The sequence below is a fragment of the Symmachiella dynata genome (assembly GCF_007747995.1).
GTDB lineage: Bacteria > Planctomycetota > Planctomycetia > Planctomycetales > Planctomycetaceae > Symmachiella > Symmachiella dynata.
This window is the reverse complement of record NZ_CP036276.1, coordinates 6,368,234-6,381,459: the sequence shown is the minus strand read 5'-3', so window position 1 is coordinate 6,381,459 and position 13,226 is coordinate 6,368,234. Positions and strand designations below refer to the sequence as shown.

At 53.8% G+C, this 13,226-nt stretch carries 14 protein-coding genes and 1 tRNA gene; 10 read left to right on the top strand and 5 right to left on the bottom strand.

All coding sequences use genetic code 11. The features are described 5' to 3' along the window. Positions 1–121 precede the first annotated feature (121 nt). The 7 genes from Mal52_RS24270 (at position 122) to Mal52_RS24245 (ending at position 6,552) form a co-directional block, all read left to right on the top strand. Positions 122–2,329 carry a hypothetical protein gene (locus Mal52_RS24270; RefSeq protein ID WP_145379099.1) on the top strand — a complete coding sequence of 736 codons (2,208 nt, stop codon included), beginning with the start codon at positions 122–124 and terminating at the stop codon, positions 2,327–2,329. Positions 2,330–2,481: 152 nt separating this feature from the next. Continuing rightward, positions 2,482–2,967 (top strand): hypothetical protein, encoded by a 486-nt coding sequence (locus Mal52_RS24265; protein ID WP_145379098.1) that lies wholly within the window; start codon positions 2,482–2,484, stop codon positions 2,965–2,967. 20 nt (positions 2,968–2,987) lie between these two features. After that, a complete protein-coding gene (locus Mal52_RS29970) occupies positions 2,988–3,182 on the top strand; it encodes a hypothetical protein (protein ID WP_197534440.1) in 195 nt (64 codons plus the stop codon). A gap of 95 nt (positions 3,183–3,277) precedes the next feature. Next, on the top strand, positions 3,278–4,870 hold the full coding sequence (locus tag Mal52_RS24260) for a terminase large subunit domain-containing protein (protein ID WP_197534439.1): 1,593 nt from the start codon (positions 3,278–3,280) through the stop codon (positions 4,868–4,870). Between the two features lie 13 nt (positions 4,871–4,883). Continuing rightward, on the top strand, positions 4,884–5,177 hold the full coding sequence (locus Mal52_RS24255; RefSeq protein ID WP_145379096.1) for a hypothetical protein: 294 nt from the start codon (positions 4,884–4,886) through the stop codon (positions 5,175–5,177). 49 nt (positions 5,178–5,226) lie between these two features. Further along, complete coding sequence (locus tag Mal52_RS24250) at positions 5,227–5,928, top strand: hypothetical protein (protein ID WP_145379095.1); 702 nt, start codon at positions 5,227–5,229, stop codon at positions 5,926–5,928. 90 nt (positions 5,929–6,018) lie between these two features. Further along, the gene (locus Mal52_RS24245) at positions 6,019–6,552 is read left to right on the top strand and encodes a hypothetical protein (protein WP_145379094.1); all 534 of its coding nucleotides are present in this window, start codon (positions 6,019–6,021) and stop codon (positions 6,550–6,552) included. 156 nt (positions 6,553–6,708) lie between these two features. Here the strand turns inward: Mal52_RS24245 and Mal52_RS24240 are convergent, their stop codons facing one another. From Mal52_RS24240 to Mal52_RS24230, 3 genes are all read right to left on the bottom strand, one after another. Then, a complete protein-coding gene (locus tag Mal52_RS24240) occupies positions 6,709–7,026 on the bottom strand; it encodes a hypothetical protein (protein WP_145379093.1) in 318 nt (105 codons plus the stop codon). Between the two features lie 378 nt (positions 7,027–7,404). After that, complete coding sequence (locus Mal52_RS24235) at positions 7,405–8,295, bottom strand: ATP-binding protein (RefSeq protein WP_145379092.1); 891 nt, start codon at positions 8,293–8,295, stop codon at positions 7,405–7,407. Between the two features lie 144 nt (positions 8,296–8,439). Then, positions 8,440–9,816, bottom strand: a complete 1,377-nt coding sequence (locus Mal52_RS24230; protein ID WP_197534438.1) for a pentapeptide repeat-containing protein — start codon at positions 9,814–9,816, stop codon at positions 8,440–8,442. 481 nt (positions 9,817–10,297) lie between these two features. Here Mal52_RS24230 and Mal52_RS24225 point away from each other — a divergent pair, with 481 nt between their 5' ends. From Mal52_RS24225 to Mal52_RS24215, 3 genes are all read left to right on the top strand, one after another. Beyond that, positions 10,298–10,750, top strand: coding sequence for a hypothetical protein (locus tag Mal52_RS24225; protein WP_145379090.1), 453 nt, complete (start codon positions 10,298–10,300; stop codon positions 10,748–10,750). Positions 10,751–10,777: 27 nt separating this feature from the next. Continuing rightward, the gene (locus tag Mal52_RS24220; protein ID WP_145379089.1) at positions 10,778–11,104 is read left to right on the top strand and encodes a hypothetical protein; all 327 of its coding nucleotides are present in this window, start codon (positions 10,778–10,780) and stop codon (positions 11,102–11,104) included. A gap of 109 nt (positions 11,105–11,213) precedes the next feature. Beyond that, positions 11,214–12,392 (top strand): tyrosine-type recombinase/integrase, encoded by a 1,179-nt coding sequence (locus tag Mal52_RS24215; RefSeq protein ID WP_145379088.1) that lies wholly within the window; start codon positions 11,214–11,216, stop codon positions 12,390–12,392. A 10-nt stretch (positions 12,393–12,402) separates the two neighbouring features. On the opposite strand, the gene Mal52_RS24210 is transcribed toward Mal52_RS24215, so the two are convergent. Next, positions 12,403–12,993: a hypothetical protein gene (locus Mal52_RS24210; protein ID WP_145379087.1), complete on the bottom strand. Its 591-nt coding sequence runs from the start codon at positions 12,991–12,993 to the stop codon at positions 12,403–12,405. Positions 12,994–13,069: 76 nt separating this feature from the next. After that, a tRNA-Thr gene (locus Mal52_RS24205) sits at positions 13,070–13,142 on the bottom strand. Between the last annotated feature and the right edge of the window lie 84 nt (positions 13,143–13,226).

Genomic DNA, 13,226 nt, shown 5'->3' with positions numbered 1-13,226 from the left:
CCGTGGATGCTCATGGAGCTTTATCGGCAAGATCGTTGGACAAATTGATCAACGCATTTACGGACCGTGCAGCGAGAGTCGTTACCCTTCGGATCGCAGGCAAGATCAAGGAGCGCAATCGATGACAGACGCGCCGCCTATTCTCTCACGACTCCGCGACGTCGAAACAACGAAATCGGGCTGGGAAGCGAAATGCCCCGCGCATGACGATAACAAGAATTCTTTGTGCATCTCTATCGCCGATGACGGAAAAACGTTGGTGAAATGCCAGGCCGGTTGCGCGACGGGCGACGTCCTGAAAGCGGTCCGCATGTCGTTCAATGAGTTGTTTCCGGATTCGACTTGTAACGGCAGCCGAAACGGCAAACGGATCATCGCCGCGTATGACTACCGCAACGCGATGGGCGAGCTGCTCTATCAAGCCGTCCGCCTAGACCCCAAGGACTTTCGGCAACGTCAGCCGGATGGCAACGGTGGCTGGACGTGGTCGATGAAGGGAGTCAATCGGATCCTGTATCGGCTGCCGGACGTGCTCGCGACCGAATCTTCCGAAACGGTCTTCGTGGTCGAGGGGGAGAAGGATGCAGATCGACTGGCCACAATGGGGCTGGTCGCGACAACCAACATCGGCGGCGCTGGAAAGTGGAACAAATCCTACTGCCCGTTATTCAGGAATCGCACGGTTGCCATCATTTCCGACAATGACGATCCGGGCCGGGAGCACGCCGCCAAAGTCGCGAGGTCGCTGTCAGGCATCGCCACGATGGTCAAGGTCATCGAATTGCCGGGACTGCCGCCCAAGGGCGACGTTTCGGACTGGCTGGACGCTGGCGGGACGGTTGACGAACTGCAGCGGATCGTTGCCGGAGCTCCCGAAGCGGACGTGATGACGAACGCCGAACCTACGAACGAACCCGCAGCAACCGCGCGGATCCGCAACGCTGCTTCGATCGCTGGCGGAGGTATGGCGCCGGTCCCCATGCCTGAGATATTGAATACGATCAAGGCCGCAACTGGCGATTGGCCGCGCCGCGTTGGGCCGGCACTATTCGTGCACGAGCATGATTCCCAAATCGATTGGCTCGACAATCCCGCATCACTATTTGGTTGGGTCGGTTCGGCAACCGGTATGCCGCCATCGTTTTCGCGAGGCGATCGTCTTCACACGAAAAATGAGGTCTTCTCCGAACTGAGGCGAACTGCGACTGATTACGAGGGGATCGAGACTTTGCCCCACGAACCGCGAGTCGACGGGCACTACTACGCATGCAAGTTCCCGCAGCCAGGTGATGGCAAGGCGCTTAATACGTTGCTCGATCGCTTCTCCCCCGCAACGGACATCGACCGCGATTTAATCTTGGCCCTATTTGCTTCCATCATCTGGGGCGGACCCGGGGGAGCACGTCCCGCATTCCTCATCACCAGCGATTTCGGAACTGGCGTCGGAAAATCGACGATGGCTACTACCGTGGGAGAATTTGCCGGCGGCTTCCCCGACATTTCGGTACGGGAAGATATCACCGTCATCAAACAACGGTTGTTATCCCCCGATGCCGTAGATAAGCGTGTCGCGATTCTCGACAACGTCAAGTCACTCAAACTGTCATGGGCCGAACTGGAAAGCCTCATCACAACGCCAGTCATCAGCGGCCGACGGTTGTACATCGGCGAGGCGAGCCGCCCTAACCTCATTACCTGGATCATCACGCTCAACGGTGCGTCGCTATCGACTGACCTTGCTCAACGCGTCGTGACAATCAAGCTGGGCAGGCCAAAGTATTCCGCGACATGGTCTGAAGACACCGCCGGATTTGTGCGGGAACAACGGCAGGCCATCATTGGCGACCTGATTGCATTTCTGCGGAGCGAGCCGGCAATCCTTACAAAGTTCACGCGATGGGGGGACTGGGAACGAGAGATTGTCGCGCGGCTGCCCGAACCGACCGAAGCCCAGGCCGTCATCGCCGAACGACAGGACATCGCCGACAGCGAGCTAGAGGAAGGAGAACTGATCGAGGAGCACTTCGCCAACGAATTGGAGCGGCTGCACTACGACGCCAATGCGGACCACGTTTTCATCCCCACCGCCGTCGCCGCCGAAATGCTGAACAAAGCCGCCGGTGAAAAACTCAAGACCCAATCCGCCGCGAAGAAAATGGCCGCGATGATCGAAAAGGGCAACTTCAAACGCATTCAGGTTTGCCCATCGCGAGCCTACGGACGTGGTTTCATTTGGGCGGGTGAAAACTCCAATCCGAACGAAACGCATCGCGATATCAAGGAACGAATCGAACGACAAAAACATCCAGGATCATTCAATTTCACCTGACGGCTGGGACGCTTGGGACGCTTGGCACCTATTGTTAAACGTTTCCACAAATGAAAACACACCATATAGGGCTGGAAAGTAACCACAATAGGAAACAGCCGTCCCAAGCGTCCCAAGTGACAGCACGAATAATACTAGCCAATCGAGTCAACATGATCGAAAACGGCGCAGAAAACCAAATGCCTGTATCGAAACCGAACACTCCCGAGCGCGATGAGCGCGGGCTGTTCGTTCCGGGAAACTGCGGCGGACCCGGTCGGCCGAAGAAGGCGCCGCCGACGCCGGAGGATCGGCTGCGAACCCTGGCGGAAAATGTGAGCAATGACGACTGGCTCAAAATTATCAAGGAGCAAATTCGGCGAGCAAAGAAAGGTCAGCCGAGCGCGGTCAAATGGGTTTCTGAACGGCTGTTGCCAGACAAAGCATTGATCAACATCGAAATGAATTCGTTCTCAGGCTTCAACAGCGCGATGCCGTCGCCGGAACAAATCGACAGCGCCATCGGCGACGCCATTCGAGAAGTTCTGGGAATCCCACCATCTACCGATAGTCAATCAGTAGACGACCAATCGCAACCCGTTGACCAGATATCACTTACGCAAATTGACGTCCCACAGACTCCACCACAAGACTCATAAAGGCCAACAGCGGCCCGAAAATGGAAGATCAACCGCAATGCAAATTCTGTCCCAACGCGACCGCTGAGGGCTTCCGATTGTGCAGCGATTGTCGTGCGAAAGCCGGCAAACGTCGCCACGATCCAACTCCCGCAGAGATCCGCGCGGCATGTGCGGAGATCCAAGCCAAATGGAGCCAAGCCGAAGAATACCAAAGCCGCACCGGCCGACATTAACCGCCAGTCATTCAACCACCACAGTCACGAACGTTCAACCAGCGTCGCCGCAGACAGCCAAATTGATATCACCAGCAGCCGCAAGGCCCCCTGACATGACCAACGACACCCCACAACCCGAACAACGCAATACAAGCGAACTTCGTGCGTCTGGCGAGATCACGCCGGAGATGATCGAAGCGGCCGCGAACAATCCGCGCGTTCGTGAGTTGCTCGAATTGAAGGCGAGCGAGTTGATGACGTTCCAGCCGCGCAAAGACAATCTCGCGCTGGGTGATATGCAATCAAGCTTCTGCGATTCGACGTCGCCGGTCAGTGTGCTTCTCGGCGGTAACGGTTCAGGCAAATCGACGGCCGCCGCCTACAAAGTTGCCAAGTTCCTATGCCAAGAACAGCCGCCACCGCGCCGCGATTGCCCTTATTGGGTGATCAGCGATACCTACGAGCAATGCATTGGCATCGGCTGGGCCCAGGGCTTGCGACGCTTTATCCCGCCATCATTGGTCGACTGGTCGCGAGTGCAATGGCTGTCCAGCAAGGCCGAATGGCCCTCGCATGTTCCCTTGAAGCCTTGGCCGGGCCGACCGGGCAAGAATTGGGTGATCGAATTCAAATCGACTGAGCAACGCCGGCAGAAGTTCCAGGGGCGGAGCATTGGCGGCGCGTGGTTTTCGGAGCAATTCCCGTGGGAGATCCTCGAAGAAGTCATTCGCGGTCTGCGGGACACGTGGTATCCCGGCAGTGTGATCATTGAGTGCACGCCAATCGACCCGGACCTGAGCATCGAGCTCGAGGAGTTGTACGACAATCCGCCGCTGGGCTGGTCGTTTTACAGCCTGAATACGATGGCGAATAGCGCCGTCTCAAAGGAATGGAAAGACGCGTTCTTTTCGAGCGTCAGCGACGAAATGGTCGCAACTCGCCGCGAAGGTAAGTTCGCATCGTATCGCGGTCAAATCTACAAGTCATTCAATCCACATGTCCATCTTGTCGGCGACAACGTCATTACGCATCCGAATGGTGTGCAGTACGTTCGAGCTATCGACTGGGGCGGATCGGCGGAGCATCCGTTTGTGTGCCTATGGGGTTACGTCGACGGCACTGGTCGCTGGTTTATCTTCGACGAACTCTGGGACGATACGGGCTTGCTCAGTGAACTTCGAGCGGAGTTGATCAAGGACCGCTTCCGTTGGTTCGGCGGTCATGCGCAATTCGGCCCGACATATTGCGACCCGTCGCGTCCGGACCTGCTGAACGAATTCTCCGCGCGGGGTATCCCGACATCGTCGGCCCGAAACGATGTGCACCGCGGCATCGAGTGCGTTCGTCAGCATTTGAAGCTCGACCCGCTGACTGGCCAACCTTCATTGTATATCCACAAGGAAAACTGCCCGCACTTGGCCAAGGAGATGCGAAAGTATCGTTGGCTCCGCGCATCGGGCAAAGGTCTTAACCCCGCGAGTCCACGACATGAGCCGTTGAAAAAGGAGGACGATTGCGTCGACACGTTGCGATACATGATTTTTTCGCACGTCCAAAAGCCCGAGGCACCAGGTACCACATCACTTCAAAGGAGCGACCCTCGCCGCTTTGGGATCCAACTAAAGCGTGCCGACTGGCGGCCGCGAACTTTTGTACAAACTGGCTACGACCCAGAAGTCGTTCGCCGCATTCACGACTCCAATTAGACAGGACAAAACCATGAAAACCATCACACGCGAAACCCCTGCCCGCAGCCTGATTCGCGGCAAAACATCGAACTACGAAATCACGCCACATTCACCCGACGCCACGACCGTATCGTTTGACATGAAGACCGGTCGCATCGTAGTGGGGCGCTGCACAATCGTTGTGCCAAATAAATACATCGATGACGCCAAAACCCACCAACCGTGCATGCATGGTTTCAATGAACGCTGTCATCAGGAATTGTTGATTTTGCTAGATGACGATCCGTCCGACTGGCGTGAAATGATCGTCGCCGCGCGGCCGTAGTCTCACTAGCCACCACTTTTTTTCGCACCCTTTTTGAGGAAAACTAAACATGACGACCGAAACGATTACTCAAACCGCAACGCAAGCTGAAACGAAAACGCCACAAGAGGAACTCTTCGGAGCGATCGAAGCGGCGCAGAAAATTATCACGGATTTCGATGATGGAAAGATCCAAACAATGCCGCCGCTGACCGGCCCAATTGAGGATATCGTTACATCACTGGCACGTTGTACACCGACGGTGGAACTCGCGCCGCTGTTTATCGAGGGCTGGAAACTGTGCGAGCGTCACAGCGCCGAAACGCAACAAGCGCTTGCGATCAACCCATCAACCGGCACGGACCACGGAGAATTCCGCTACAGCCAATCATTCTTCGGCATATTACAGCACTTCTTCGACACACTAAGACGCGTCCAGAATCCGGAATCGCCCCCGCCGTTGGAGTCGATTGCCAAGCTCAATGAGCAAGGCGTTTCAATTCACCAAATTGCACGGATGCATAACATCAGCGCGACCGAAGCTTTCATGGAAATCGACAAGCCTGGTTCTCTCAAACTTCCAGACGATCACGAGACGGACCACGATCGCCGCATTCGAGAAAGCGGAGAACAATTGCTCGATGACGCCCTGTTTAACTCCGCTCTTATTTCCGAAGTCGCACAACACATTCTTATCCGACGTCACGCCAGAGAACGCGAGTTGCGACAACGAAAGTTGAACCCGGACAAATTCGGCACGGGAATCGTTTAGCCGTTTTCGGTCGGGCGCCGGTCGGCCCCGGGTGATGCCGGCCGGCGCCAATTTTCAACTCACGAACTTTCCAAACCAAAGGAAAATGAAATGACTATCCATCAAAAATCAATCAATGCCATTGTCGGCCGCGTGAACCAAAGAACGCATGCACGGATTCGAGCGAGACAACGTTACAGCGCCCCGACGGTCGGCAGTGTCGACGGACGCGGCACCAACGCTGCGACGCCGGCCCAGGCGGCCAAGACCGGCAAATTTCAAGAAATCGAATCGAAATGGAGCGTCGTCCCCACGTCCGGTGACATGAACACTACGAACGATGAGGCGGCCGCTTTCGCCGAGGAAGTTGTTCAATTCGCTTTGCGACGCGGATTGAATTACGAAGACGCCAAGGCCGAATTGGTGCATCTGAAGAAATACAACCGGTCCCCAGTCGATCGACTCAGCAGGGACCACTACAGCAACCGCGCCCGGCTTGACCGGCTCGAAGCGGAAGTTGAGCAGGGAACTATAAACGACCGCGGCGGCGAGATGGCGCGTCGCCGTGCCCAGCGGATCCAGAAATATGCGTTGCGTCACAAATGCAGTTGGGACGATGCAAAATACGAATTAAAAATCGAGTGAGTTTTACACCGAGATCAAGTCCGGCGGTTTTTTGATACTTTCCCGCCGGATCGCAACCCGGTCGCTGGTTTTTGGCGACGCCGGCGGCCGGGATTCTTACTACAACACTCCCCACCAACAATGCAGCGGGTCGGACAGCCATTGTCCGTAGCGTCCTTATTCGGGTGCTTCTCGAATCTGCTTTTTTAATAACGATTTGTCGAAGTAGTGGTCTACTAATCCACCGGGGACGGCAATTCTGACCACCACGCCGCGAAGCCTAGATTCGCCCCACGCCAATGGGCCAAATCCAATCCTCATCGCATCGTATTTGAAGTCGCGAGCGATGACGGTGTTGCCATTGACACTCTCACCAACAAAGGAGTCTTCTGCCAGTAAAAAATACCCTCCCACATACGGCCCGACCATCAGTATCAGCCCAACGAACGCGTAGGCAATCCAACTCTGCCACCATTTCGGTTTATCCGTCGTCATGGGGTACCTCTGGGGCGCGAACTAATTTGAAATCATCGGGCTAGCAGCAATATTACCCATCCAACACATGAGGCGACTAGGGTCCATCCGCCGATTCTTCAAATCAGGACACTACCGAATACTTCGTGCTCCGAACCTTTGAAAGCCAAATGCAGACAGCCCGCAGCGAATTGCCGATGAAGCGGATCGGCCGTTACAACCCGGCGCCGAGTCGCGGCATGCCGAACAGGGGGGCTCCCAATAGGGGGGAACCGAATCGCGGGCGGCCGAACCGAGGGCGGTAGTCTGGCCGTGACGGGTGATCTTTAGCAATTTGCTCCACTACTCAGTCGGAGTCCATGCAGCCGATGCACAGACACTACGAGACGATTGAAAACGTCAACCTCTTTTTTTGTTTAGAGCTTTAGAAATTGATTTTAGCTCTCCCACAACCTTGTCCAATGACATTTTTCCTAAGGATAACGATGGAATTGATCGACTTACTTCGAGGCAAGTTTTGTAAACATAGGGATTGCCAGCTAAGTCTTTATACGAAACAGCGAGATCGACACTCGCTCCGAAGTGCTTTTCCGCCTCGAAGAAGAATGTAACATCCATATAGAACGGATTGTTGCTGTCGATGACCGCGATTTGAAGAGGGAAATACTTTTCATGGCCTTCTAATAGTCCTTGCAGCGGAGATAGCGAAATTTCGACGTTTATGGCTGGTGATTGTGTTACGGCTACGACTCCAAGCTGAATCACACCTGAGTTATCAGGGTTTTGCCGGAATACATGAGAAAGGCGTGGTTTTCCAAAGAACCTCTTCGCCCAAATAGCGTCAACGATAAAGTGTCGAGCGGGATCAGTATGCGCGCCAGATCGAATATAGTATTTATTGTCCTTTGCCATGTGGGGGCCGGTTTGGCTTTCACCAACGGCAATAACAAGAACGACGTTGTCATTATCGATGGTCCCCCTCCCATTCGGTTCATCTATTAGTTTTATCGAATAAGGTGGCGTTGGCTCGACGAGATGGATGATCTGGTCAGCCCAGTCGCGGAAATCTTGCCTTCCTTTCGTTTTCGGGAATCCTCCGTCGGCATTGCCGGTCCCGTTAACACCCGCAATGAAATATCCACCCCCAGAATTCCCAAACGCCGAGACTGCTCGGCTGATTTCTTCCTTTAGAGACTTCTCGGGTGACTTGCTCGATTTGAATTCGTATTCGTCATCTTCAGCAGTCGGAAGCATTGAAAGGTCGAAATCCGACAGGTTGACGGAGGACATGGAGTGATTCCTTGAGGCTATTGGAAATGATTATGACATCAAACATCGCTTCGCAATTTACGAACGCATATCCCATTCCTACGCCGAGTCCGATCGCGGAACCATGAAGGGCGTCTCAAGCACAGTCTGTAGTTCTTCAAGCGTTTACGGTGAAAGTGAAATAGGTACGGGAATCGAAAAGAAATGTAGCGTGTTCCAGAAAACTAAAATCAAGGACACAAAGTAACCCCAATACGATAGCGAATACAGTGTGTTCCAACTGCAAAAGCTATGGCCAAGTGAAAACTGCACGGGCAACCCCGTCACGTCCTGTTGAGTTTCCAGTTTTTTCGTCTTCCAAAGGAGAACAACGCGCAACGCGCTGTAGATTAGCACCAAGCAGAATGGGAAAAACGATCCGGGCGCGAGGGACCAGCCTTCGCGCCAACCCTCGCCGCCGTTCCAAATGAAGCGGAACAATGCTTTCCACAACGGGATTGATTCGCTTGGGATTGGGACCTTTTCTTGAACATGTGCAACTACCCATTGGCGGCAGACGAACCACACGTAAGGCGCGGCGAAAATGATAACCGAAAGCACGTGCGACCACATCCACACACCGCTGTATTGTGATCGAAGGCGTGCAATGTCGTCGCGGACCTCCAGATCCATCAACACTGCACGTGGAATATTCTCACGCATGTACTCCATCGTATAGCGATCGACCTTGCAGCCGCGGACGTCCGTCTCCGAGTTAAAGCGCGTTGTCGAGTCAATCACAACCTCGAGTAGGTCGGCGTCGCGGAGAAATCCTGAGTCAAATTTAGCACCGATCAAATTGGAGCGATTAAGCTTGGCGTCCTGCAGGTTGGTCTTGCTGAGATCCGCCATAAATAATCTCGCATCACGTAGGTCCGCATGTTGCAGCGATGCTCGTTCCAGCGCGGCCTTTTCCAAATCTGCGCCGATCATAACTGCATCGTTCAATTTGCAATTGATAAGATTTGCTCCGATGAGAGTCGCCTGCGTTAAAGTGGCGTTGTTAAGTTCCGCATTGAGAAGGTCACAATTATCTAGCTTTGCATTGCTCAGATTCGCGCCGGTCAGGATGGTCTGATGTATTTTCGAGTGCCTGAAATCGATCCCGTTTAGCTTGGCGCCGCTCAAATTAGATGAAGAAAGGTTCGTGCGATTAAATACCACCCCGCGTAGATCACAATTTTCAAACTTAGCGTCCGTGACAGTTGCATGTGAAAAGTCACATCCAGCCATTTTGGCTCCTCGAAACGTCGCTTTGGAAAGCAGGGCATTGGCCAGATTCGCCCCTTCAAGATTTGTTTCCAAAAAAACAGCATTTGTGAGCTTCGTATTACTTAGATTCGCCCCGCTCAAATCGATGCCTTTGAAGCTGGCTCCTGGAATGTCAAAGCCATCAAAATCAACGTTGCTGAGATTGGGCTCAGCTTCAGGCGTAGACCGCCGTGCGTTCCAACGGTGGACTTGTCCGGTTCTGAGGAGTTCTATTGCTTCTTCTCGATTCATTCGAGGCCCCATGATGAGTATGTTTTAAAAAACACCGTGCAACGTGCATAACGGCCTACGTCCACCTTATCTCAGAGTAACCGATTTTGTCCGGAACTTTTGGGTTTCCTGGAAACACCATAATGAAAATTCCTTGAATCACGGCACCCTCCGTAGTACGATGAGGACGTCAAACCAAGTCGTCTGCCGCTTGCGGACGCGGAGTACTACAAAATATGTCGAACGAAAGTACTAAACCAGAGCGCCACCATCAGCAGGTTTGCGGGACCGGTAACGACCGCGCGCGGCTAGTACCCGCGTGACAAAGCCCGTTGATGGTGGCACTCTTTTTTTACGCCCATCGCCATGGGCGGATGGATGCAGCCTTCTCGGCACGACGAAACTCGACTGAGTTTCCGTAATTGACGTATTACCGAGACCATGAGCAACGATCCCCTGAAGCGGGTCGCCGGGGCTTTCCAATTCAATTGAAACCGACAGCATGCCCGAGATCACAACAACCTCTGAACCCTGGACCGCAGCCATCCACGAGGCAGGCCACGTCGTCATAGCAGCCCTGCACGGCGCGTCGATCCGCGGGACCCGTATCGACGTGGATCCGCGAACCGGCAAATACCGCGGGCTCACGAATCTGCTGCGAATGAAGCCCGAGGCCGAGCCGCTGATCGGCATAGCGGGACTGATGGCCCAATTCCTCGACGATACCGAAGTGCTGGACCTCGATACGTTGCGAGAACAGATACGAGGACTGGATTTTTCGTTCAACCCACTGGATGCCGAATTGATTGGGGAGACAATCACGTTTGAAATGCTCGACTCGACGGTCACGCTGTTGGTGAGAAATTGGCAAGCCGTCATGGACATCGCCGGCCAACTGGTTGAACGCGGGACGATTGGCGGCCGGGAGATTTATTGGATCGTTTTTGGAAAGTAACTTTCACCTAACTAGAGGAAAAGAATTATGCAACTTAGCGAGTTCATCACAACCGCACTCGAAGACATCGCGAAAGGGCTCTCGGATGCACAATCTCATAAACGACCAGGTTTCGCCTATGTCTTACCGCAATTAAAAAAACTCGAAAACCCGAACTGTGAATATATGACTATCGTCAATGTTGATTTCGATATTGCTCTGTCTTCAACGACAACCGGCGGCGCTTCCGGTGGGCTGCAACTATTTGCAATCAAGGCTAGTGGCGATATGTCTCATGAAAACTCTGCAGCCCATCGCGTCAAGATCTCCGTCCCAGTCGCATTTCCAAGCGAACCGAATTCAATTGATCATTGAGAGATTTTAGAGAATTTATATCAGTGGATGAGCTCCGGGACACGAGTTACTAAAACCGATAGCGTCAAAAAGGGCGATAACAGCATCAAACTAATGGGGAAGTATTTTCATGAGCGCATGGGTTAAACAGAAAAAGTGGCAGGTCGAAAAGCATGGCGAGAAAAAAGCTTCATGGTATGCCGAATGGAACGAACCAGACGGCACACGGCGCGCCAAAAGTTGCGGAACGGGGAGCCGTGGTAAGCGCGCTGCCGAACGATTGGCCGCCCGGATACGCGAGGAGTTGATCACTGGCACTTATCAGCGCGAGGAGCGTAAGACGTGGGACGAATTCCGCCAGCGGTACGAAGCCGACATCAAATCGCGACTACGTCCGGCGAGTGTTCGTTCGGCCAAAGAGGCGTTGTCGCATCTTGAACGGATCATCAAGCCCAAGCAGGCATCGTCCGTCACTGCGGAGCGAATCAGCGAATTCGTGCGCGTGCGGAAAACGGAACGTGGTAAAAAGAAAAAAAGTAAGGTTTCCCCCGCGACGGTCAACGGCAATTTGCGATGTATTAAGGCCGCGTTGAGACTTGCCCATGAGTGGGGATATATTAAGACGGTCCCCCGGTTCCGAATGGAAAAGGAGCCGAAGAAACTGCCGAACTACGTCACGCCAGAACACTTCGCCCTGATGTACCAATCTGCGGGCGCGGCAACGAAACCCGCCGAAGCTCCCTACCCCATCGCGGATTGGTGGCGCGCGTTGCTGATTACCGCCCAAATGACCGGTTGGCGAATTGGGGAGTTGTTATCGCTCAGGTGGGACGACGTCGATCTCGATGCTGGCACCGCGATCACGCGGCATTCTGACAATAAAGGGGGCCGCGACGAAAAGGTTGCGTTGCATCCAATCGTCATCGAGCATATCCGACCGCTGAGGGCTTTCGTCCCGTGTGTCTTCCAATGGGACCACGACCGTCGGACGCTGGACGTCGAATTTGCCAAAATTCAGGACGCTGCGGGGATTAAGCTGCCGTGCCGCGACTCTGGCGATCCCCGGCACGGGAAATGCACCGATGCCTGCTACCGTTACGGCTTCCACGATGAGCGGAGAGCATTCGCGACGTTGAACGCCGAGAATATGACCCGCGAGGCCCTGCAGGTCTTGATGCGCCACAAATCGGCTAACACGACCGACCGGTACATCAACATGGCGCGGCAGATTAAACCGGCGGTGGCCAATCTTCACGTGCCGGCGTTGTCTCAACAACAACTGAACGATCGCTCAAAAATGGCAAACTGATTCCACCGTTTCATTCGAGACCGTGAGTCTTTTCAATGTACGAAATGAACGACTCGCAGATTTGGAGGGTTTCCTCGGCTTCGTCTTTTGTGGCGTCCTTTCCGGCATGAACGACCTTATTTCGGCGCTCAACGGACGATTTATATGTGGGCTGTTTTTTCCAAAACTTTTGTTCGGTCAGCTTTTCGTCGCCAGTCAATTTTTTGAAGAGCTTGCAATGCTCTTTTTCGAGCAAACTTTGCCATCGACACACGGCATCGAATTCTCGTTCTAGGTCGGCGATTTTTCGCTCCTGAAAGGCTTTGGAAGCCGCCCTTTGAACGATCACTTCACAAGCGGTGTGAGCAACAATTACGGCAGGCGCAAAATGCTCAAGTTCAATCAACGCCTTAGACGTTTCCAAGAGCCTAGTCCAGTGCCGCTCGATTACGGCATTAGCCACTATTGAAGCCACCCCCAAGAAAGAAACTGCCCCTGCCGGGATACTTCTATTGAGCGCTCCACATTTTGGGCATGGTTTTCGTTTTTCCAGTGGGTCCCCAGGTTTCTCCTCGGGAATCTTCTCTCCACAATTGCTGCATTCGACAACTTCATCTGTCATGGTGCACCAGTGGTCATCAAGTGGTCACAAGCCAGTGACGGGCAGCAGTGAGCGACGTAAGTCCTTGATACAAAAGAGCCGCCGAAGAGACTTGAACTCTTGACCTACGCATTACGAATGCGTCGCTCTACCAACTGAGCTACGGCGGCTTGGGGGGTGGGCGGTTCCTGCGGATTTTCGCGGAACGTTACAGCAATGGTATATCTTACGTTGGCCGGATTTGCAAGCCGAAT